The sequence below is a fragment of the Pseudomonas farsensis genome (genome assembly GCF_014268805.2).
Lineage (GTDB): Bacteria > Pseudomonadota > Gammaproteobacteria > Pseudomonadales > Pseudomonadaceae > Aquipseudomonas > Aquipseudomonas farsensis.
In genome coordinates, this window is record NZ_JABWRF020000003.1 from 663,983 (window position 1) to 685,737 (window position 21,755).

Consider the following 21,755-nt stretch of genomic DNA (forward strand, 5'->3'; position numbering starts at 1 on the left):
AGTTCCAGTTTTTTTGCAGCAGAGGACACGGGGAGAAAGGCGCTGGCGGTAATTGGCGACAATAAATTGGCACTTTGAGCTTGCCATTACCCATTACTGCTATTGCCGTAATCGTCACTAAAAACGGGTGATTCTTGCCTGGGTGACAGCGACGTTCCGCTTGCCAGCCATGCTGGCCGGTCGTCTGGAATCTCTGCCCGCCACGCCTTGAACTGTAAAAAGTCCAGCGGCAGGGGAGGCATGCACTCATGGCCAAATTAGTTGGCGTGGTCAGCAAGGTGGTCGGGCAGGTAATGGCGATTGGCGATGACGGCCAGCGTCGGTTACTGGTCGAAGGCGACCGGCTATATGCCGGCGAGCAGCTTGAAACCGGTGCGACCGGTGCGGTAGCCGTGCATCTGCAAAATGGTGCCGAGCTGACCCTTGGCCGCGACAGCAGCCTGGAGATGACGCCGCAGTTGCTGGCCAACCGCGCGCCCCATGTCGATACCCCGGATGCGGTGCCCAGCGAGGCGCAACTGACCGATGTCGAGCAACTGCAGCGGGCCATCGCTGCTGGTGGTGACCCGACCCAGGATGCCGAAGCCACCGCTGCCGGTGGCAACCCTGGCAGCGTCGGCGCATTGGGCGGCGGGCACAGTTTCGTGCTGCTGACCGAAGTTGCTGGGCGGGTTGACCCCACCATCGGCTTCCCTACCGCAGGCTTCAACAACCTCCCCGAGCTTGCCCTGAATTACCTGGGGGACCGCGACAACGACGATGGCGCCGGCACCGGCACTCCCGGCCCAACGCCAGATCACCCGGTAAGCCTTGAAGGGCTGAGCGTGGAACCTGCCGAACTGACCCTCAACGAAGCCAACCTGCCGTTGGGCTCGGTCAATGCGCCAGGGCAACTCACCCAGAGCGGCAGCTTCACCGTGGTCGCGCCGGATGGGGTGTTCAACCTCAGTGTCGGCGGCATCAACGTGGTCACTGCCGGCAACGTGACCGGCGTCGGCCAGTTTATCGTTACCGAGCTTGGCAACATCCTCACCATCACCGGCTACAACCCGACCACTGGCGTGGTGAGCTACAGCTACACCCTCACCGGCGCCGAGCAGCACCCCGACGGCGCCGGCACCAACGTACTTGGCGAACACTTCCCGGTGCTGGTCAGCGACACCGACGGTGATGTGGCCAGTGGCTCGCTGGATGTGAACATCATCGATGACGTGCCCCACGCCGTGGATGACCACAACCCGACCCCGGCCACCGAGCTGAACACCCAGCTCACCGGCAATGTGCTGGACAACGACATCCAGGGCGCCGACCGGGTCGAAGGCGGCATGGTGCAGGGCGGCACCTTCACCGGTACTTACGGCACCTTGGTGCTCAACGCCGATGGCACGTATACCTATACCCTCGACACCAGCGACCCGGACTTCAAGAACCTGCTCGGTGGCGGCGTCGGCGTGGAGCATTTTGCCTACACCATCAAGGACGCCGACGGCGACACCAGCAGCGCGACCCTGACGCTGGATATCAACAACCTCGACGACCCGGTAAAACTCTGTGGCCTGGATGTCGAGGGCGGTGAGGTGAAGGTCTTCGAGAAGAACCTGGACGACGGCAGTGCGCCCAACCCTGGCGCCCTGACCCAAGGCGGCACCTTCACCGTCAACGCCCCGGATGGCCTGAAAACCCTGACCGTAGCGGGCTTGACCCTGGTTGCCGACGGCGCCCCGGCAGGTTTCCCGCAGTCGGTGACCACGCCGCTTGGCAACACCCTGACCATTACCGGCTACAACCCCGACACCGGCGTCGTCAGCTACACCTACCAGCTGCTCGACAACGAAACCCACCCCAACGCCGACGGCACCAACAGCCTGCAAGAGCATTTCACTGTCACCGCGACCGACAGTGACGGCGACACCGCCACCGGCTCGTTGGACGTCACCATCGTCGATGATGTGCCCAAGGCCCATTGCGACTTTGCCGATGTCAGCGAAGGCGGCAGCGTGACCGGCAACGTGCTGGACAACGACACCACCGGGGCGGATGTGCGAGCCGACGGGCAGTACGTGGTTGGCGTGCGCGCCGGTAACGACACCTCGTCCTCGGCCATCGGCAACCTGGGCGACCCGATCGCCGGCCAGTATGGCTATCTGACCCTCGATGCCAATGGCGTGGGCACTTATCACGCCAACGCCAACCAGGACCTGCCGCAGTGGGCCACTGACACATTCGTCTACACCATCCGCGATGCCGATGGCGACGAAAGCACCACGACCATCACCATCAATGTGCAGGACTGCAAACTGGTGGCGGGCCAGGATGACGTGACTGTCTACGAAAAAGCCCTGGACCTGTGCCAGACCGGCGACGATCTGGCGCCTGGCAATGTGGTCGGCAGCGACCCGCATTCACCCGCCGAAACGGCCTCTGGCTCGCTGGCCGGTGTGGTGCAAGGGGGCGTGGGGGCACTGACCTTCACCTTGGTAGGCAATGCTGTCGGCCAGTACGGGCAGATTCTGCTCAACCCCGACGGCAGCTATACCTACACATTGACCTCAGCGCCCAACTCGCCGAACCACGTCAACGACGGGCCAAATATCATTACCGAAAGTTTCACCTACCAGGTGAAGGACTCGCTCGGCAATACCACCAGCAGCACCATCGTGATCAACATCGTCGACGACGTGCCCAAGGCCCATTGCGACTACGCCGATGTCAGCGAGGGCGGCAGCGTGACCGGCAATGTGCTGGCCAACGATGTGGTCGGCGCCGACGTGCGAGCAGACGGCCAGTATGTGGTAGGCGTGCGCGCAGGTAACGACACTTCGTCCTCGGCCATCGGCAACCTGGGCGACCCGATCGCCGGCCATTATGGCTACCTGGTACTCGATGCCAACGGCGTCGGCACCTACCACGCCAATGCCAACCAGGACCTGCCGCAGTGGGCCACTGACACGTTCGTCTACACCATCCGCGATGCCGATGGCGACGAAAGCACCACGACCATCACCATCAATGTGCAGGACTGCAAGCTGGTGGCGGGCCAGGATGACGTAACCGTCTACGAAAAAGCCCTGGACCTGTGCCAGACCGGCGACGACCTGGCGCCCGGTAATGTGCTCGGCAGCGACCCGCATTCGCCCGCCGAAACCGCATCCGGCTCGCTGGCCAACGTGGTGCACGGCGGTGTAGGCGCACTGAGCTTCACCTTGGTGGGCAACGCGGTCGGCCAGTACGGGCAGATTCTGCTCAACCCCGACGGCAGCTATACCTACACATTGACCTCAGCGCCCAACTCGCCGAACCACGTCAACGACGGGCCAAATGTCATCACCGAAAGCTTCACCTACCAGGTGAAGGATTCGCTGGGTAATACCACTAGCAGCACCATCGTCATCAACATCGTCGATGACGTACCCAAAGCCCATTGCGACTATGCCGATGTCACCCAAGGTGCGGCGGTGAGCGGCAATGTGCTGGCCAATGATGTGATCGGCGCGGATGTGCGCGCAGATGGCCAGTATGTGGTTGGCGTGCGCGCCGGCCACGACACCTCAAGTGCGGCCACGGGCCATGTCGGTGACCAGATCGACGGCCTGTACGGCTACCTGACGCTCGATGCGCAAGGCAACGCCACTTACCACGCCAACGCCAACAGCGTGCTGCCGCCCTGGGCGTATGACAGCTTCGTCTACACCATTCGCGATGCCGACGGTGACGAGAGCACCACGGTGCTGCAGATCAACGTGCAGGAAAGCAAACTGATCGCCGGTGTCGACAGTGAAGTCACGGTGTACGAAAAAGCCTTGGATATGTGCAAGACCGGTGACGACCTGGCGCCCGGCACGGTGCTCGGCAGTGACCCGCATTCCAGTGCCGAAACCGCTTCGGGCTCGCTTGCCAATGCAGTTACGGGCGGCGTTGGCGCGCTGACGTTCAGCCTGGTGGGCAATGCCGCCGGCCAATATGGGCAGATTCTGCTGAACCCCGATGGCAGCTATACCTACACCCTGACCTCGGCGCCGAACTCGCCCAATCACATCAACGATGGCCCGAATGTGCTGACCGAAAGCTTTACCTATCAGGTGAAGGACGCGGCGGGCCATACCACCAGCAGCACCATCGTCATCAGCATCGTCGACGACGTGCCCAAGGCGCATTGCGACTTTGCCGACGTCAATCAGGGCAGTAGCGTGACCGGCAATGTGCTGGCCAATGATGTTATCGGCGCCGATGTGCGCGCAGACAGCCAGTATGTGGTGGGGGTGCGGGCGGGCAACGACACATCGACTTCGGCCATTGGCCATGTCGGCGACAAGATCCTCGGCCAGTACGGCTACCTGACCCTCGACTCCCAGGGCAACGGCACCTATCACGCCACCAACGGTGGCCATCACCAGCCGGAGTGGGCCAGCGACACCTTCGTCTACACCATCCGTGATGCCGACGGCGACGAGAGCACCACTACCATCACCGTCAATGTGCACAGCGGCAAACCCGTGGATTGCGCCGACGATGAGCGTGGCCAAGGGGGCAGGGCCGATGAGTCCGGGGGCGCGCAACTGATCCGTTTCGATGCCAGCGACAAGGCCGCCAGCCCGCAGCGGGACCTCGCCCGCAGCGAGTTCAGCAACCTGTCCGGCAGCATGACCGCCGCGCTGGTGGTGGCCGGCTACCTGGGCGCAGTGGGCACGGCATCGGGTGAGGAGCACTTCAGCGTGGCCCTGCACAAAGGCGAAACCCTGACCCTTGACCATGATCGCCCGGCCGCCAACCTGGCGCTGGCCTGGAAGGACGCCAATGGCGTCTACCAGCCGCTAGCCGACGGCGGCAGCTTCACGGCAGGCCATGACGGGGTGTACAGCATCCGTGTGGTCAACAGCGAGAATGGCGCGGGCAAGGGGGCCGAACCCTACAAGCTGAGCCTGGCGCTGGAGCACAGCCCTGCAAGCCAGGCGCCTGTCGAGCCGAGCCACGCCGTGCGCCATGACGACACGCCGGCTGACCGTGGTGCGGGCAGCCAGCACCATCAGCAGCCCGCTGCCGCCCACGATCAACCCGATGCGCACAGCCAGGCCAAGGCTCCGGCAGGGGCCGAGCAGGGGCACGGCGAACCGGCGCTTGCCATTGGTAACCTGATCGGGCCTGACGACCACGACACGCTACCGGGTATCGCGGCTGACAACGGGCAGGCTGGCGGCGCTGGCAGCGATACGTTCGTCTGGCACAAGGGTGATAGCGGGCATGACACCATTACCGCCTTTGCCCCGGGTAGTGATCATCTGGACCTGTCGCAGCTGCTGCAGGGTGAGCAGGCCAGCGGTGCGTCGCTGGATGATTTCCTGCAGTTCAAGGTCAGTGGCAGCGGGGCTGCGGTGGTTTCGACCATCGAGGTCAGCAGTGTCGCAGGGGCGTCGCCGACCCAGACCATCGAGCTTGCCGGGGTGGACCTGGCGCAGCATTACGGGGTGACGGCGGGAGCGGGCGGGGTGATTGCGGCAGGGCATGACACCGCGACCATCATCAACGGGATGCTCGATGACCATTCGTTGAAGGTGGATACGGTGTAGAGGCTGGCAGGCTACGCTGCTTTTGCGTTTGTAGGAGCGGCCTTGTGCCGCGAAGGGGGCGCGAAGCGGCCCCCAGGATTCATGCTTCAACCCGATATCGCTGGGGCCGCTCTGCGGCCCTTTCGCGACACAAGGCCGCTCCTACATTGACTGCGTCAAGTTCCAAAGCGGCGCTCACCCGCGATGTAAGGTCTTTTGCCGCACGATCCACAGGCTCACCAGCACCGCACTGCTGAGCATGAATACCCGCGCCCAGAACAAAGGCACCAGATAACAGGACAGCCCGATGCTCGCCCACATCAAGCCGATGGCGTATACCTTGGCCTTGAGCGGAATACCCTCGCCACCTAAATAGTCGCGAATCCACGGCCCAAGCTTGGGGTGATTGACCAGCCAGGCATGAAACCGCGGCGAACTACGGGCAAAACAAGCCGCTGCAAGCAGCAGGAATGGGGTGGTCGGCAGTACCGGCAGGAAAATCCCTACCACCCCCAGCGCAACGCTGAGCCAGCCGGCGGCCAGCAGCAGGTAGCGCACCACCTCGATCAGTGGTGGCGAGGTTTGAGCAGCGCAGGTTTTTCGTCCGGGGCGTGCAGCAGCAGGAACAGCGCCGTCAGCGCCTCAGGGATTTGCACGATCATGTCGTCCTGCAGGTTGGCGTTGCTGGCGATATCGGCAAACTCAGGCTGCTCGTCGAACAGGCCCGAACCCACCATGATCGGCAACAGCATTTCGCTGACTTCTTCTTCGGCGCTGCCGAACCAGGCCTCTTCACGCAGGAACACACCTTCCATGAAGCCAATGCACCAGCCGCGCAGGTCGGAATCGTCCGGCTCGTCGGTCAGGTCGAGCTCGCAAGGCAGGTCGAAATCTTCCTCGCTGGCCAGCTGGCGGGCGATATGGGCCTTGAGTGCCACCAGGGTCGCTTCGATTTCGGCGCGCTGGGCATCACTGGCGTAGTGCGGCTCTTCAGCGAACAGTGCATCGATCCATTCACGCTCGGGAACCTCCTCGGCGCAGATCGACAGCGCGGTCAGGTAGCCGTGTGCGGCGACGTAGTCCAGCGCTTCTTCGTGCAGCTCATCGGCGTCGAGGAAGGCTTGCAGGCGGGTCAGTTGCTCGGCGAAGGACATTACGGGGCTACCTTGGGGAATAAACGATACCGAATTCTAGCACCTTGCGGCGCACACGGGGCAAAGGGAACGTCTGTCAGTGGGCATGCCGGGGGGCGGGCCACTCGGGTATACTCCGCGCTTTTCACTGCCAGCAGGCGCTGCACGCGCCCTGGCAAAAACCGCTTACGCATTCGTTGTGTGCGCGGCGCATTTATCGTCCAGCCTGTGTCCAGGGTGGTACGGCGATTTTGGAGTGGCAAATGCTCGAACAGGCTCAGCGCGTTCTCAAGGATGTCTTCGGTTACGACAGTTTCCGGGGCCGCCAGGCCGCGATCATCGAATGCGTGGCCAATGGCGGCGACGCCCTGGTGCTGATGCCCACTGGTGGCGGCAAGTCGCTGTGTTTCCAGGTACCGGGCTTGCTGCGCCCAGGCCTTACCGTGGTGGTTTCGCCGCTGATCGCGCTGATGGACGACCAGGTCGCAACCCTTGACGAACTCGGGGTGGCGGCTGCCGCACTCAACTCTACTCTCAGCGCCGAACAACAGCGTGATCTTGCCGGGCGCCTGCGCCGGGGCGAGGTAAAAATGCTGTACCTTGCGCCCGAGCGCCTGGTGCAGCCGCGCATGCTCGATTTTCTGCGCGGGCTCGACGTTTCGCTGTTCGCCATCGACGAGGCCCACTGCGTGTCGCAGTGGGGCCACGATTTCCGCCCCGAATACCTGCAACTGGGCCAGCTCGCCGAGTTGTTCCCGCATGTGCCGCGCATCGCCCTGACTGCCACCGCCGACATGCGCACCCGCGAGGAGATCGTCCAGCGCCTGCACCTGCAGGGCGCCGAGCGCTTTCTGTCGAGCTTCGACCGGCCGAACATCTTCTACCGCATCGTGCCCAAGGAAGCCCCGCGCAAGCAACTGATGGCCTTCCTCGGCGAGCGCCGCGGCAACGCCGGCATCGTCTATTGCCTGTCGCGCAAGAAAGTCGACGAAACCGCAGCGTTTCTCTGCGACCAAGGCTTCCCGGCGCTGCCGTACCACGCCGGTCTGCCGGCCGAGACCCGTGCCGCCAACCAGCGCCGCTTCCTTAACGAGGAAGGGCTGATCATGGTTGCCACCATTGCCTTCGGCATGGGCATCGACAAGCCCAACGTGCGTTTCGTCGCCCACCTCGACCTGCCCAAGTCGCTTGAGGCCTATTACCAGGAGACTGGCCGCGCCGGCCGTGATGGCCTGCCGTCGGATGCCTGGATGGCCTATGGCCTGCAGGACATGGTGATGCTCAAGCAGATGCTGCAGAACTCCGAGGGCGACGAGCGCCACAAGCGCGTCGAGCAGCACAAGCTCGACGCCATGCTGGCGCTGTGTGAAGAAACTCGCTGCCGCCGCCAGTCGCTGCTGGCCTACTTCGACGAAGTGCTCGAACAGCCGTGCGGGCACTGCGACAACTGCGTCGACAAGGTACAAACCTGGGATGCCACCGAACCCGCTCGGCAGGCCCTGTCGGCGGTGTTCCGCACTGGCCAGCGCTATGGCGTAGGCCACTTGGTGGACGTGCTGCTGGGCAAGGACACCGAAAAGGTGCGCAGCTTTGGCCACGAGAAACTCTCGGTATTCGGCGTGGGCAAGGCCATGGCCGAGGCTGAGTGGCGCTCGCTGTTCCGCCAGTTGGTCGCCCGCGGCCTGGTCGATATCGACCTTGAAGGCTATGGCGGCCTGCGCCTGTCTGACACTTGCCGGCCCCTGCTGCGTGGCGAAGTGAACCTGCAACTGCGCCGCGACCTCAAGCCGCAGACCACCGCCAAGTCGTCCGGCAGCGGCGGCGGCAGCCCGGCCAGCCAACTGGTACGTGCCGAGGAGCGCGAACTGTGGGAGGCGCTGCGCACCCTGCGGCGCAAGCTGGCCGAAGAGCACAGCGTCCCGCCCTACGTCATCTTCCCCGACTCGACCTTGCTGGAGATGCTGCGCAGTCAGCCCACCAGCCTCAGCGACATGGCCCAGGTCAGTGGCGTCGGCGCACGCAAGCTGGAGCGCTATGGCCAGGCCTTCCTCGAAGTGCTCAACGGCGCGGGTGGCACTGAAGAGGCGCCGAAGGTGGTGCTCGACCTGCGCCACGAACTGGTCAGCCTGGCCCGTGCCGGCATGACGCCGATGCAGATCGCCGGCCAGCTCAACTGCAGCGAAAAGAACGTCTACAGCTTGTTGGCCGAGGCCATCGGCCGCCAGGAGTTGAGCCTGGACCAGGCCCTGGACTTGCCCGAAGACCTGATGATGGAAGTGCAGGACGCGTTTTTGGACGGTGAGGGCGAATTGCCGCCGGTTTCGACCATCGCGCCGCTGTTTGGTGCGCGGGTGCCGGAAGGGGTCCTGTACTGCATACGGGCGGCGCTGGCGGCGGAGTTCGAGCTGTAATTGGCGACATTTGCGCCAATAGCTGATCTTTGTCATATCCGCTGACGACCCCCGGTCTTGCCTGATCGTCCGGGCCATGATTAGCTGACTAACAATTAGTTCTGTTCATTGAGTTGCTTATGCCCCTGACTGACAACCAACACCGTTTCGGCATGCAGCTGGCCCAGATGTCGCGGGGCTGGCGTGCCGAACTGGACCGCCGCCTGGCCGGGCTCAACCTGTCCCAGGCGCGCTGGTTGGTATTGCTGCACCTGGCGCGTTTCGAAGAGGCGCCGACCCAGCGTGAGCTGGCCCAGAGCGTTGGTGTCGAAGGCCCCACCCTGGCACGCTTGCTCGACAGCCTGGAAACCCAGGGCCTGGTGCGTCGCCAGGCAGTGATGGAAGACCGTCGCGCCAAGAAGATCCTGCTGTGCCCGCCAGCCAAGCCGCTGATCGAGCAGATCGAAACCATCGCCCACGCGCTGCGCCAGGAGCTGTTCAGCGGAGTGGATGAGGCCGACCTTGAAGTGTGCATGCGCGTGCATGCCAAGATTCTCGCCAACCTCGAAAAGTCCTGAACAACCATGGCCGACAGCAAGCCCCACATCGTCATCACTTATTGCACCCAGTGCCAGTGGCTGCTGCGCGCCGCGTGGTTGGCCCAGGAACTGCTCAGCACCTTCAGCGATGAGCTCGGCCAGGTAGCATTGGCACCTGGCACTGGCGGGGTGTTCCACATTGCCTGTGACGGGGTGCAGGTCTGGGAGCGCAAGGCTGATGGCGGCTTCCCCGAGGCCAAGGTGCTCAAGCAGCGGGTGCGCGACCTGATCGACCCGCAACGCGACCTGGGCCACAACGACCGCTGATCAAGCCCCCTCGGCGGCGTGCTGGCGAGCGGGTTCGTTGCCCGCCATGCGGCTGGACAGCACGATGGCGAAGATGATCAGCGCGCCCCCGGCAAGCATGCTCAAGGTTGGCGTTTCAGCGAACACCGCCCAAGCCACCGCAATGCCATAAACCGGTTCCATGCCGAATACCACCGCTGCCGTGCGCGCCTTGATCACCGCCAGCGCGGCGACGAACAGGCTGTGGGCTACGCCGGTGCAGAACACGCCGAGCAGGGCGATCCATAACCAGTCCAGTGGCGTTACCGCTTCAATGCCCGGCGCCGCGAATGGCAGCAGGCAAAGGCCGACCACCAGGTTTTGCCACAGCGCCGCCTGCACTGCCGGCAGGCGCCCAGAGCCTGCGCGGTTGGTCAGCGACAGCAAAGAGAACAGCAGCCCGGACAGCAGCGCCCAGAGCAGCCCTCCGGTCGCCTGGCTTGCGAGGTCGAACTCAGGCGTCACCAGCACCAGGCCAATGCTTACCAGCAGTACCAGCAACGCTTCGTTGCGACGGATCCGCTCGCGGAACAGCGCGCCTTCAAGGATCACCGTGAACGCCGGAAAGCTGGCAAAACCGAGCGTGGCGATGGCCACGCCACCGACCTTGACCGCAATGAAAAAACTTACCCAGTGCCCGGCCAGCAGCACGCCGCCCAGCAGCAGGCGGCGCACATGCCCGTGCAGCGGCTGCCAGCGCTGGCGGGCGAGGGCGATGAACAGGCCTAGGGCGAGGACGGCAAAGGCGGCGCGACCAAAGACGATGATCGACGGGCTGGCGCTGGCGGCCAGCTTGCCGAACACGCCGGTCAGGCCGAAGAACAGCGCGCCAATGTGCAGGGCGCCGAGGGCGGTGCGGTGGTTCATGGGGGGGCCTTGGCAGCAAGAGCGGGCGGATTCTGTAGGGCTGAAAAGCCACAGGTTCGCACAGAACTATGGTCCTATCCCACAGCGGTCGCTTCGGTTTTTGACTTTGTGACAAGCCGGCAATGGCCATCCAGACTGTCATCTGTGTGTCTCAAACCTGTCATTTGCGCCTGCCAGTCTCAGCAAACAGTGCCGGAGCCTGCCCCATGACCCACGCCGAACTCGCCCGCCCGTCACGCAAACAGCGTGTGCGAACCCTGTGGATCTCTGATGTGCACTTGCAGCCTCAGGTTGGTGAAAGCGCCTAGCGCTGCGTCAAAGGGCGATACGCCCCAGCAGAATGTCGCGGAACATGGCGAAGTCACCGGCCAGGCTATACCACGGGTGGCTGAAGGTGGCAGGGCGGTTCTTTTCGAAAAAGAAGTGCCCCGCCCACGCAAAGCCGTAGCCGACCAGTGGCAGCAGCAGCAACAATGCCCACCGGCCACTGCCCAAGGCATAGGCGAACACGGCGATCACCAGCGCGGTGCCGACAAAGTGCAGGCGTCGGCAGGTGGGGTTGGCGTGCTCGCCCAGATAATAAGGGTAGAACTCGGCAAAACTTCGGAACTGCGCGGTGTCGGTCATGGCGGGGCTTTCCGTATCTGCTGGTCGAAAAACAGGATACACGGCGTGGAGCCTGAAACGAGTCTAGAGTGACTGGGTACGCCGACCAGTGACAATAAGCGCCAATTGAGTATCCTTTCGATTCACCGCTTGAGCGGTCAGCACAAGAAGCCTGTCATGAGTGAAAGAACCACGTCTGCCAGTTGGGCATCAGGGATCGTCAAGGCGCTTGAGCTTGAAGGGCTCGACTGCCCGAGCATGTTCAGGCAACTGGGGCTGGATTTTGCCGCCCTCGACGACCCCGACGCACGCTTCCCCCAGGACGCCATGACCCGGCTGTGGCAGTTGGCAGTGGAGTTGTCCGGCAACGAAGCCATTGGCCTGAACATGGCCCGTGTGGTGCGCCCGGCCTCATTCCATGTGGTCGGCTATGCGTTGATGTCCAGCCGCACGCTGGCCGAAGGTTTTGACCGGCTGGTGCGCTATCAGCGCATCATTGCCGAAAGCTCGGACCTGAGCTTTCGCCTGGGCCCGGAGGGCTACTCGCTGGTGCTTACAGTGCACGGCGATCACTTGCCGCCCACCCGCCATAGCGCCGAGGCGTCGCTTGCCTGCGCGCTGGCGCTGTGCACCTGGCTCAGTGGCCGGTCAATCCAGCCGCGGCGGGTGTTGATTCAGGGGCCGCAACCGAAGAACGTCGAGCCGTACAAGGTCGCCTTCCACGCCCCCTTGGTGTTCGGCGCGGCCCATGACGCGCTGGTGTTCGAGCGCGCCGACATGGAGGCGCCGCTGCCCACCGCCAACGAGGCCATGGCCGTGCTGCATGACCGCTTTGCCGGTGAGTACCTGGCGCGGTTTTCCGAGAGCCGGGTTACCCACCGCGTGCGCCAGGTGCTGTGCCGCATCCTGCCGCAAGGCGAGCCCAAGCGCGAGACCGTGGCGCAGGCCCTGCACCTGTCGCAGCGCACCTTGCAACGGCGTTTGCAGGATGAGGGCACCAGTTTCCAGACATTGCTCGACGACACCCGTCGCGAGCTTGCCGAGCAGTACCTGGCCCAGGCTTCCACCACGTTGCTCGAAACCGCGTACTTGCTGGGTTTTGCCGACCCGAGCAACTTCTACCGGGCGTTTCGTCGCTGGTTCGATGTCACCCCCAGCGAGTACCGCGCCCGGCTGGCGATCAGTGACGCCAGAACGCCGGCATGCACAACACCAGCACCGTGATGATCTCAAGGCGGCCCAGCAACATGCCGCCGGCCAGGATCCACTTGGCGGCATCGGGCAGCGAGGCGAAGTTGCCGGCAGGGCCGATCACCTCGCCCAGGCCAGGCCCGACGCCGGATACGGTGCTGGCGGCGCCGGTCAGCGCGGTCATCCAGTCCAGGCCAAGCAGCGACAGCAGCAGGGCGATGAGGGCGATGGTGGCGGCGAAGAAGAACGAGAACGTCAGGATGGAGCGCACGATTTCTTCGTCGAGGCGGTGACCGTTGTATTTCTGCTTGATCACCGCGCGCGGGTGGATCAGCTGGTTAAGGCTGGCCTTCAGCAGGGTGTAGGCGACCTGGAAGCGGAAAATCTTGATGCCGCCGGCCGTCGAGCCTGAGCACCCACCGATAAAGCCCAGGTAGAAGAACAGCATCAACGAGAAGTTGCCCCACAGGCTGTAGTCGCCCAAGGCAAAGCCTGTGGTGGTGACCACCGAGGTGACGTTCAGCGCCACATGGCGCAGCGCATCCAGCCAGTGCAGGTTGGTGGTGGCCCAGTACCAGGTGCCGAGCACCACCCAGGTGGCAAGCAACAAGCCGAGAAAACCCTGCACCTGCTGGTCGCGGATCAGCGCCCGGCGGTTGCCACGCAAGGTCGACACATACAAGGTGAACGGCACGCTGCCCATGATCATCACCACTACCGCCACCCAGTGCACCGCAGGCAGGTCCCATTTGGCCAGCGACTGGTCGGAGGTGGAGAAACCCCCGGTGGAGATCGCCGACATGGCATGGTTGATGGCATCGAACGGGTTCATCCCGGCCCACCAGAACGCCAGGCTGCCGAGTACGGTAATGCCCACATACACCGCGACAATGAACTTGGCGACCATGTGCGAACGCGGCATGACTTTTTCGGAGCGGTCCGAGGATTCGGTCTGGAACAGGCGCATGCCGCCGATGCGCAGCAGCGGCAGGATGGCTACCGCCATGCCGATGAAACCGATGCCGCCCAGCCAGTGCAGCATCGAGCGCCACATGAGGATGCCCGGCGACATGTTGTCCAACCCGCTGAGCACGGTCGAACCGGTGGCGGTGATGCCGGACATGCTTTCGAAGAAGGCGTCGGTGTAGCTGATGTGCTGGGTGAGCAGGAACGGCAGCGCGGCGAACACCCCGACCACCAGCCAGCTGCTGACGGTGAGCAGGTACATGTCGCGCGGGCGCAGGTGCACATGCTCGGGCCGCCCTGGCACCACCAGGCCCAGGCCTGCGAGGAAGGTGATCATGCTGGCCCAGAGGAATGACGGCATGTCGCCAGTGCGTTCGAAGATCACCAGCGTGGCCATGGGCACAACCATGCTCACAGCCAGGGTGATCAGGAAGATGCCGATGATGAAACCAATGATCCTTAAGGTCGGCAACGCCATGTGATCTGCTCTGACTCGAAACGGAAAGGGCGCCATTCTACCTGTGGGTCAGGTGTTGTAAACGCACGATTGGCGCATCGTGGGGCAAGCTCGCTCCCACGTGATGGGCGGGTTGGTGCAGAATGTCGGCACTTTCAATCTGCCAGGAGGGTAGCCGATGGAGGCTCTCGACGCATTGCTCAACCGTGTTTCCGTGCCGCGCCTGACCGAACCTGCCCCCAACGCTGCGCAGCGCGAGGGGTTGTTCCAGGCAGCGCTGCGGGCGCCGGACCACGGCCAATTGCGCCCATGGCGTTTTCTGACTATCGAAGGGCAGGGCCGCGAGCGGCTCGGCGAGCTGTTTGCACAAGCGCTGCAGGCCAAAGGCGATGCCAGCCCGGCCGCACTGGACAAAGCTCGCGCCATGCCGCTGCGTGCGCCGTTGCTGATTGTGGTGGTGGCAACGTTGCAGGATCACTTCAAGGTGCCCAAGTCCGAGCAGCGCCTGGCTGCCGGCTGCGCCGCCCATGGCATTTTGATTGCTGCCCATGCCCAAGGTATTGGCGCGGTGTGGCGCACGGGTGACATGGCCTTTGATGCGCATGTGCATCAAGGGTTGGGGTTGGCTGACAACGAAGAATTGATCGGTTATCTGTACGTCGGCACGCCGCTCGCCGAGCCGCGTACCCCGCCGGTGCTTAAGACCGAGGATTTCGTTGCGCCCTGGGGGGAGTGATCGGGATTGTGAGAGCGGGGCGCGCTTTGGGGTTTGTGCAAACCTGCTCCGGCCTCATCGCAGGCTGGCGCCAGCTCTCATAGAACAAACGCTAACTATCTGATTTACATGGATAACGTGGGAGCGGGCTTGCTCGGTGCCCAGTTCTCTGCGCGACAGCGCAGCCCGGAAGGGCTGGGTGATCTCCCACGGAATGTGGCTTGTCGCTATATCGGTGCCGTTTGACGCGGTCAGTGTAGGAGCGGCCTTGTGTCGCGATGGGCTGCGAAGCAGCCCCAGCGATTCTGGTGGGTGCACAGATCCTGGGGCTGCTTCGCAGCCCATCGCGACACAAGGCCGCTCCTACACAATCAAAAGCGACTTGCCCGAAACCATAGAATCTCCCACAGGGATCTGAGCCAGCCATCAATATCGGCGCTCGGCGCGTTCTCTCTGGGAGCTGGCGGCAGCCTGCGATAAGGCCCTCAACGGGGCTGCAGGATCACAGGCTGGTTTCGGCCTTCAGGGGCAATTCCAGCGTCGCGACAAACCCGCCCTGCGGGTGATTGCCGAAGGTCAGGCTGCCGCCATGGCGTTCTACCGCCTTGCGGGCAATCGCAAGTCCCAGCCCGTGCCCCGGTGCTTCCTGCCCAGGCGCCCGGTAGAACGGTTCGCCCAACTGCGCCAGATGCTCCGCCGCCACCCCTGGCCCGTGATCACGCACGCTCACCACGATGCGCTCCGCCTCGCGGCTGGCGTGGATTTCGATCGGCTGCCCGCTTGGGTTGAAGCGCAGGGCATTACGCACCAGGTTGTCCACCGCGCGCTCGATCAGCGTTGGCCAGCCCTGCAGGGTCAGGCCCGGCTGCGCCTCCAAGCGCACGTCCTGATCGGCGGCGCTTAGCTGGGCGTCCTTGCGCACGCTGCCCAACAGCGCATTGAGGTCGACCGGCTCCGCATGGGCCTGCTCGGCATCAACCCGGGCCAACTCCAGGATTTCGCTGATCAACGCCTCCAGGCGGTCGCATTCACGGGTCAGGCGGGGCCACAGGGCCTGGCGTTGTTCAGGTTCGGCGCGCTCGGCCAGCGCCAGGGCAATGCGCAGGCGTGCCAGTGGTGAGCGCAGCTCGTGGGAAACATCGCGCAGCAGCTGGCGCTGGCTGCTGATCAGGCTCTGCAGGCGGGCCCCCATCTTGTTGAAGTCGTTGGCCAGCACGCCGAACTCATCACGCCGCACCGCCAGGCGCGCCAGGCTGTTCTGCTGGTAGCTGGCCTGGCCAAGGTCGTGCACCGCACCGCGCAGGCGGCTCAGTGGGCGGGTGATCGAGAGGGTCACCAGCAGGCTGAACAACGTCAGTACCACCAGGGCGATGCCCAGTGCGCTCAACGGCCAGATCAGGCTTTCGCGGTGCCAGGCCTCAAGCTCGGGGTGTGGAATACGGTAGATCAGCAGGTAGGTTTCGCCGCTGCTGGGGCTTGTGTATTCCTCGGTCAGGCGGCGCCACGGCAGGCGCCGCTCATCGTTGTGCTGGCGCGCCTCAAAGGCTGCGGCGCGGCGCGGGAAGGTGCCCGGCACTACGGCCTCGCCGCTGTCGTCCAGCACCTGCACGTCGATCTTGTAGCGCTGCTTGCGCCGCTCCAGAAACCGCTGCGAGGCATCCAGGCCTTCTTGCTCGTAGTGCTGCACCCAGCGGCTGGCGAGGGTGTTCAGGCCTGGGTGGCGGCTGAGGATCCAGGTGTCCTGGTTGAGCATGTGGCCCAGCAGGATCGACAGGCCCGCAACCAGGGCGATGGCCAGCCAGAAGCTGGCCAGGATGCGCCAGAACAGTGAACGCAAGAGCAGCACCTCCAGGAAATGGCAAAAGCCCGGCCCGCAAGGGTGCGGGCCGGGCGTTGGGTTGACAGCTTACTGGGCCTTGGCGGCTTTTTCAGCTTTCCAGGCCTGGAACTCTTTCCATTCAGCCTTGCGTGCAGCACGTTCTTTTTGCAGCTCGTCGAACTTCTTCTGCTGGTCAGGCTTGAGCAGGGCGCGGATCTGGCCGTCGGCCTTGTCGTGGCTGGCCTTGATTTCATCCTGCATGGCTTTCTGGTCGGCTGCCGGCAGCTTGTCGAGGTAGCGCTGGGTGATGTCGCGGCGCTGCTTCATCTGCTCGCCCATCAGCTTGCCGACTTGCTCGCGCTGGTCGCGGGTCAGGTCGAGCTGGGCAAACGCTGCGCCACCGCGGTGATGCGGGCCGTCGTGGCGTGGGCCACCTTCAGGCATGGCCATGGCAACGGTCGGCAGGGCAGCGGCGAACATCAGGGCGATAAGGGTCTTGCGCATGGTGTCTCTCCTGTCATGGGCCGGTTGTTACCGGATGAGCCCAGTTTAGGGAGATCAAGGTCAAGCGCGGTCAGGCGAGGGTAAAGGCTGGGTAAAGACCAGTTGCAAGTTTCTAGCGGCTAGCTGCAAGAAAAGGCAGTTGTGCGCAGGGCCGCTTTCTCTTGCAGCTAGCTGCTAGAAGCTTGCAGCTGCGCTCAAAGGGCGTAGTAGTAGCCACGGCTGCGCAGGGCGATGATGCGCGGGCGGCCGTCGGCGTGGGGGCCGACCTTTTTGCGCAGGTTGCTCACATGCATGTCCAGGCTGCGGTCATACAGTGTCAGCTTGCGGCCCAGGCCGATCTGCGCCAGTTCCTGCTTGTCCAGCGGCTCGCCGGGCTGGCGCAGCAGCGCTTCGAGAATGCGGCTTTCGGAAAGTGTCAGGGTCATCTCGCGCTCATCGATGCTGACCACGCCACGCACCGGGCTGAACACCAGGTCGCCCACCTCGACCTGAGTGGTCGGCGCGCTCGGGTGGCTGCGGCGCAGAACGGCGCGCAGGCGCGCAGTGAGTTCGCGCGGGTCGCAAGGTTTGGCCAGGTAGTCGTCGGCGCCCAGCTCAAGGCCCAGTATGCGGTCCAGCGGTTCGCCGCGGGCCGAGAGCATCAGCACCGGCAGCTCGGCATGCTCGCTGCGCAGTTGCTTGAGCAGCTCAAGGCCACTGCCATCGGGCAACATGACATCCAGTACCACGGCCGCCGGAGCCTGGGCAGCCAAAGCCTGACGCGCGCTCATGCCATCGTGGCAGGCGCGTACCGCAAAACCTTCCTGGGTCAGCCAGCTGCCGAGCAGCTCGCATAACTCCTGGTCATCATCAATCAGTAACAGCTCGCTCATGTCTCACTCAATTAAACCATTGACGGCGTCTTCTGTGTCCGCCGCTGGCTAAGATACCGCAGACCAGCGACAACAGTGCAACGCCTGAACCGATCAGGAACCATTGTTGTTGGTCGGTGAGCAGCCGCTGGGGGGTGCCGGCACCTGCCTGCAGCTCCTTGATAGCCAGCTTCATGCGCTGGTTTTCCTGGCGCAGGCGGGCCAGTTGGGCGCTTTCGCGCTCGCTGTCCTGGCTCTGCAACTGCTGGGTCAGCGCGCTGCGCTGTTTTTCGCTTTCTTCAAGGCGCTGTTGCAGTTCGGTGATCCGCGCACCGGCTTCCAGTGACAACGGCTGTTGGGCGCTGGCCAGCGGAGAAAGCAGTAACAGGCTAAGCAGGAGGAACATCGGACCTTGACGCATTGGAACTCCTGGATCGAATCGGTTCAGGAGGTTGTCGGCCGTTTGTCAGAATAAATGAATACGGCAACACCCCATTCGCCCCGCAGGCAGGGCGAATGGGCGGCGGGTTACGGCAGAACCTGCTTGAATGGCTTGACCACGACCTTGTCGTACACGCCAGCAGCAATGTAAGGGTCGGCGTCAGCCCAGGCTTGGGCGGCGGCCAGCGAGTCGAATTCGGCGACGATCAGGCTGCCGCTGAAACCGGCTTCGCCTGGGTCGTTGCTGTCGATGGCCGGGTGCGGGCCTGCCAGCACCACACGGCCTTCGGCCTTGAGCTGCTGCAGGCGTTCGATGTGCGCCGGGCGCGCAGCCAGGCGTTTTTCCAGGGAGTTGGCGACGTCGCTGGCGATGATGGCGTAGAGCATGTCAGTCCTTGGTCTTGGAGGTGGACGGGTCGGTGTCGTGCAGGTGGCGCGACAGGTAAACGCCCTGGGCGACGAGGAAAATCACGGTCATGCCCAGGCTGCCGAACACCTTGAAGTCGACCCAGAAGTTCTGGAAGGTGAAGGCGACGAACAGGTTGGCTGCACCGCAGATCAGGAAGAACGCGATCCAGGCCAGGTTCAGGCGAGTCCAGATGGCATCGGGCAAGGTAAGGGCGTGGCCCATGATGCGTTTGATCAGCACCCGGTCGCCGATGAAGTGGCTGCCGGCAAAGGCCAGGGCGAACAGCCAGTTGACCACCGGCGCCTTCCATTTGAGGAAGGTTTCGCTGTGGAACGCCAAGGTCAGGCCGCCAAATACCAGGCAGGCCACCAATGTGAGCAGTTGGCCCTTTTCGAGCTTGCGGTGGCGCAGGAACAGCGCACCGTAAACCACCAGCGAACTTGCGATCAGTACCGCCGTAGCGCTGTAGATGCCGCCAAACTCGAAGCTGTTGCCGGCGAATTCGACCGAGCGTGGGTCCAGCTTGTAGACGATGAAGAACAGCAGCAGCGGGATGAAATCGATGAATTGTTTCACAGTGGCAGCCAGAAGCGGGATGTGACGGCATAATAACAAACATCGATTCCGGCGAAAGCGCTCCACCATGAATGTTGATCTGCACTGTCACAGCACGGCCTCCGACGGCGCCCTGTCGCCTACGGCACTGGTCGCTCGCGCCTTCGAACACGGGGTACAAACGCTCTCGCTCACCGACCACGATACCCTCGAAGGCCTCTGCGAAGCCCGCCAGGCCTGTGCCGAGCGCGGTATGCGCTGGGTCAGCGGGGTAGAGCTGTCCTGCACCTGGGGCGGCGCGACCATTCACATATTGGGTTACGATTTCCCGCTTGATGCCCCGCCGTTGCTTGCGGCTATCGAAAGCCTGCACCGCGGCCGTTGGCTGCGTGCCGAAGAGATCGACCGCAAACTGGCTGCCAAGGGCATGCCGGGGGCGCTGGAAGGTGCGCGCGCGGTGCAGCAAGAGCTGGGCGACAGCGCTAATGCACCCGCGCGGCCGCATTTTGCCGAATTTCTGGTGCGCGCGGGCTTCGTCAAGGACCGTGGCGAGGCGTTTCGCAAGTGGCTGGGCGCCGGCAAGCTGGGCGACGTCAAGCTGCATTGGCCCACCCTGGAGGAAACTGTCGCCACCCTGCGCCAGTCCAACGCTTGGGTGAGCCTGGCGCATCCCATGCATTACGAGCTGACCCGCAGCAAACGCAGACGGCTGATCGCCGACTATATTCAAGCAGGAGGGCAGGCGCTCGAAGTGGTCAATGGAATGATGCCCCACGAACAAGTGGGGACCATGTCCATCCTCACCCGCGAGTTTGGCCTGCTGGCAAGTGCTGGCAGCGATTTCCACGGCCCCGGCACCTGGGGCGAGATCGGTGCCTACCGGCCTTTGCCTGAGGACCTGCCGCCTTTGTGGCGGCGATTCCGACATGAACAGCCTATGGCGTTATGAACAGGAAGACTTCGTGAGCCAATTTTTCCAGATTCACCCTGAGAATCCTCAGCCACGCCTGATCAAACAGGCCGTTGAGATTATTCGCAAGGGCGGGGTAGTGGTGTATCCAACCGACTCGGCGTACGCGCTGGGTTGCCAGATGGGCAATAAAAACGCTGTGGAGCGCGTGCGCACCTTGCGCAAACTCGACAAACAGCACAATTTCACCCTGTTGTGCTGCGACCTGTCGCAAATGGGTCTGTTTGCGAAAATCGACACCGCCAATTTTCGCCTGCTCAAAGCGCACATCCCCGGCCCTTATACCTTTGTGCTCAACGCCACCCGCGAGGTGCCGCGCCTGGTGATGCACGAGAAGCGCCGCACCATTGGCATGCGTGTGCCGTCCAACCCGATCGTACTGGCGCTGCTCGCCGAGCTGGGTGAGCCGCTGATGAGTGTCAGCTTGATCCTGCCGGGCGATGAAGAGCCGATGACCGACCCCTACGAGATCCGTCAGCGCCTGGAGCACCACGTCGACCTGATTGTCGATGGCGGTTTCGGCGACCTCAAGGCCTCGACGGTGATCGACCTCACCGGGGATGAGCCTGAGGTGATCCGTGTTGGCTGTGGCGACCCCACGCCGTTTCTGGTCGACGCGTGAGCGAGCAGCAGGCGCCTGAGGCGCCGGCAGTCGATGCCGATGCGCCATTTCAGCTGCAGCTCGCCCTGGTCTACGGTGAAGCACTCACCGAAATGCCGGTGGACCTGTACATTCCGCCGGATGCTCTGGAAGTTTTTCTCGAAGCCTTCGAAGGCCCGCTGGACCTGCTGCTGTACCTGATTCGCAAACAGAACGTGGATATTCTCGATATCCCGGTAGCAGAAATTACTCGTCAGTACATGAGCTACGTCGAGCTCATGAAAAACGTGCGCCTTGAGCTGGCCGCCGAGTACCTGGTCATGGCCGCGATGCTTGCCGAGATCAAGTCGCGCATGCTGCTGCCACGCTCGGCAGAGGTTGAAGAAGAAGAGGGCGACCCACGCGCCGAACTGATCCGCCGCTTGCAGCAATACGAGCGCTTCAAGGCCGCCGCCGAGGGCATCGACACACTGCCGCGGGTTGGCCGGGATATCCTCGTGCCGCGCCTGGAGGCCCCGCAGGCCAAAGCGCGCAAGCTTCTGCCGGATGTCGCGTTGGAGGAGATCCTGCTGTCGATGGCCGAGGTCATGCGCCGTAATGACCTGTTCGAGAGCCACCAGATCACCCGCGAGGTGCTGTCGACCCGCGAGCGCATGAGCGAGGTGCTTGAACGCCTCAAGGGCGGTGCTTTCGTGCCCTTCGTCGAGTTGTTTACCGTTGAGGAAGGCAAGCTCGGGGTGGTGGTCACTTTCATGGCGATTCTCGAACTGGTGAAGGAATCGCTGATCGAACTGGTGCAGAATGAGCCCTTCGCCCCGATCCACGTCCGTGCCCGGGCAGAATGACCTGACGA

The 21,755-nt window shown here is 63.5% G+C and carries 20 protein-coding genes; 9 read left to right on the forward strand and 11 right to left on the reverse strand.

Going from position 1 to position 21,755, the window contains the following annotated elements; translation table 11 throughout:
- Nucleotides 1–248 precede the first annotated feature (248 nt).
- Entirely contained in the window at nucleotides 249–5,564 is a 5,316-nt protein-coding gene (locus tag HU719_RS19250; RefSeq protein ID WP_186535874.1) for a retention module-containing protein, read from the forward strand.
- A 174-nt stretch (nucleotides 5,565–5,738) separates the two neighbouring features.
- Here the strand turns inward: HU719_RS19250 and HU719_RS19255 are convergent, their stop codons facing one another.
- A complete protein-coding gene (locus HU719_RS19255; RefSeq protein WP_186535873.1) occupies nucleotides 5,739–6,101 on the reverse strand; it encodes a YbaN family protein in 363 nt (120 codons plus the stop codon).
- A gap of 8 nt (nucleotides 6,102–6,109) precedes the next feature.
- Complete coding sequence (locus tag HU719_RS19260; protein ID WP_186535872.1) at nucleotides 6,110–6,697, reverse strand: YecA/YgfB family protein; 588 nt, start codon at nucleotides 6,695–6,697, stop codon at nucleotides 6,110–6,112.
- Nucleotides 6,698–6,939: 242 nt separating this feature from the next.
- Between HU719_RS19260 and recQ the strand changes: the two genes are divergently transcribed.
- From recQ to HU719_RS19275, 3 genes are all read left to right on the forward strand, one after another.
- Nucleotides 6,940–9,087: a DNA helicase RecQ gene (gene recQ, locus HU719_RS19265; protein ID WP_186523376.1), complete on the forward strand. Its 2,148-nt coding sequence runs from the start codon at nucleotides 6,940–6,942 to the stop codon at nucleotides 9,085–9,087.
- A 119-nt stretch (nucleotides 9,088–9,206) separates the two neighbouring features.
- Nucleotides 9,207–9,644: a MarR family transcriptional regulator gene (locus HU719_RS19270; protein ID WP_186535870.1), complete on the forward strand. Its 438-nt coding sequence runs from the start codon at nucleotides 9,207–9,209 to the stop codon at nucleotides 9,642–9,644.
- 6 nt (nucleotides 9,645–9,650) lie between these two features.
- The gene (locus HU719_RS19275; protein WP_186535868.1) at nucleotides 9,651–9,932 is read left to right on the forward strand and encodes an Rdx family protein; all 282 of its coding nucleotides are present in this window, start codon (nucleotides 9,651–9,653) and stop codon (nucleotides 9,930–9,932) included.
- On the opposite strand, the gene HU719_RS19280 is transcribed toward HU719_RS19275, so the two are convergent.
- On the reverse strand, nucleotides 9,933–10,817 hold the full coding sequence (locus HU719_RS19280; protein WP_186535866.1) for a DMT family transporter: 885 nt from the start codon (nucleotides 10,815–10,817) through the stop codon (nucleotides 9,933–9,935). It abuts the gene before it with no gap.
- 315 nt (nucleotides 10,818–11,132) lie between these two features.
- On the reverse strand, nucleotides 11,133–11,444 hold the full coding sequence (locus HU719_RS19285; RefSeq protein ID WP_186523361.1) for an Mpo1-like protein: 312 nt from the start codon (nucleotides 11,442–11,444) through the stop codon (nucleotides 11,133–11,135).
- A 156-nt stretch (nucleotides 11,445–11,600) separates the two neighbouring features.
- Here HU719_RS19285 and HU719_RS19290 point away from each other — a divergent pair, with 156 nt between their 5' ends.
- Nucleotides 11,601–12,647, forward strand: a complete 1,047-nt coding sequence (locus tag HU719_RS19290; protein WP_186523360.1) for an AraC family transcriptional regulator — start codon at nucleotides 11,601–11,603, stop codon at nucleotides 12,645–12,647.
- Here the strand turns inward: HU719_RS19290 and HU719_RS19295 are convergent.
- Nucleotides 12,604–14,058, reverse strand: a complete 1,455-nt coding sequence (locus tag HU719_RS19295) for a TrkH family potassium uptake protein (RefSeq protein ID WP_186535865.1) — start codon at nucleotides 14,056–14,058, stop codon at nucleotides 12,604–12,606. The two genes, HU719_RS19290 and HU719_RS19295, sit on opposite strands and share 44 nt — an antisense overlap.
- Before the next feature lie 157 nt (nucleotides 14,059–14,215).
- Between HU719_RS19295 and HU719_RS19300 the strand changes: the two genes are divergently transcribed.
- Nucleotides 14,216–14,773 (forward strand): nitroreductase family protein, encoded by a 558-nt coding sequence (locus HU719_RS19300; RefSeq protein WP_186523353.1) that lies wholly within the window; start codon nucleotides 14,216–14,218, stop codon nucleotides 14,771–14,773.
- A gap of 481 nt (nucleotides 14,774–15,254) precedes the next feature.
- Here HU719_RS19300 and HU719_RS19305 read toward each other — a convergent pair whose 3' ends face one another.
- From HU719_RS19305 to HU719_RS19330, 6 genes are all read right to left on the reverse strand, one after another.
- Nucleotides 15,255–16,589 (reverse strand): sensor histidine kinase, encoded by a 1,335-nt coding sequence (locus HU719_RS19305; protein ID WP_437179685.1) that lies wholly within the window; start codon nucleotides 16,587–16,589, stop codon nucleotides 15,255–15,257.
- Between the two features lie 69 nt (nucleotides 16,590–16,658).
- A complete protein-coding gene (locus HU719_RS19310; RefSeq protein WP_186537235.1) occupies nucleotides 16,659–17,075 on the reverse strand; it encodes a Spy/CpxP family protein refolding chaperone in 417 nt (138 codons plus the stop codon).
- Between the two features lie 194 nt (nucleotides 17,076–17,269).
- Nucleotides 17,270–17,947: a response regulator transcription factor gene (locus HU719_RS19315; protein WP_186537236.1), complete on the reverse strand. Its 678-nt coding sequence runs from the start codon at nucleotides 17,945–17,947 to the stop codon at nucleotides 17,270–17,272.
- Between the two features lie 7 nt (nucleotides 17,948–17,954).
- Nucleotides 17,955–18,347, reverse strand: coding sequence for an SH3 domain-containing protein (locus HU719_RS19320; protein ID WP_186537237.1), 393 nt, complete (start codon nucleotides 18,345–18,347; stop codon nucleotides 17,955–17,957).
- Between the two features lie 107 nt (nucleotides 18,348–18,454).
- Nucleotides 18,455–18,754 (reverse strand): YciI family protein, encoded by a 300-nt coding sequence (locus HU719_RS19325; protein WP_015271283.1) that lies wholly within the window; start codon nucleotides 18,752–18,754, stop codon nucleotides 18,455–18,457.
- Nucleotide 18,755: 1 nt separating this feature from the next.
- Entirely contained in the window at nucleotides 18,756–19,352 is a 597-nt protein-coding gene (locus HU719_RS19330) for a septation protein A (protein WP_186537238.1), read from the reverse strand.
- Nucleotides 19,353–19,419: 67 nt separating this feature from the next.
- Here HU719_RS19330 and HU719_RS19335 point away from each other — a divergent pair, with 67 nt between their 5' ends.
- The 3 genes from HU719_RS19335 to HU719_RS19345 are packed head-to-tail and all read left to right on the forward strand — an operon-like array spanning nucleotide 19,420 to nucleotide 21,747.
- On the forward strand, nucleotides 19,420–20,280 hold the full coding sequence (locus HU719_RS19335) for a PHP domain-containing protein (RefSeq protein ID WP_186537239.1): 861 nt from the start codon (nucleotides 19,420–19,422) through the stop codon (nucleotides 20,278–20,280).
- 13 nt (nucleotides 20,281–20,293) lie between these two features.
- A complete protein-coding gene (locus HU719_RS19340) occupies nucleotides 20,294–20,923 on the forward strand; it encodes an L-threonylcarbamoyladenylate synthase (RefSeq protein ID WP_217843719.1) in 630 nt (209 codons plus the stop codon).
- Nucleotides 20,920–21,747 carry a segregation and condensation protein A gene (locus HU719_RS19345; RefSeq protein ID WP_496197695.1) on the forward strand — a complete coding sequence of 276 codons (828 nt, stop codon included), beginning with the start codon at nucleotides 20,920–20,922 and terminating at the stop codon, nucleotides 21,745–21,747. Before HU719_RS19340 ends, HU719_RS19345 begins: the two co-directional genes overlap by 4 nt.
- Nucleotides 21,748–21,755 lie beyond the last annotated feature (8 nt).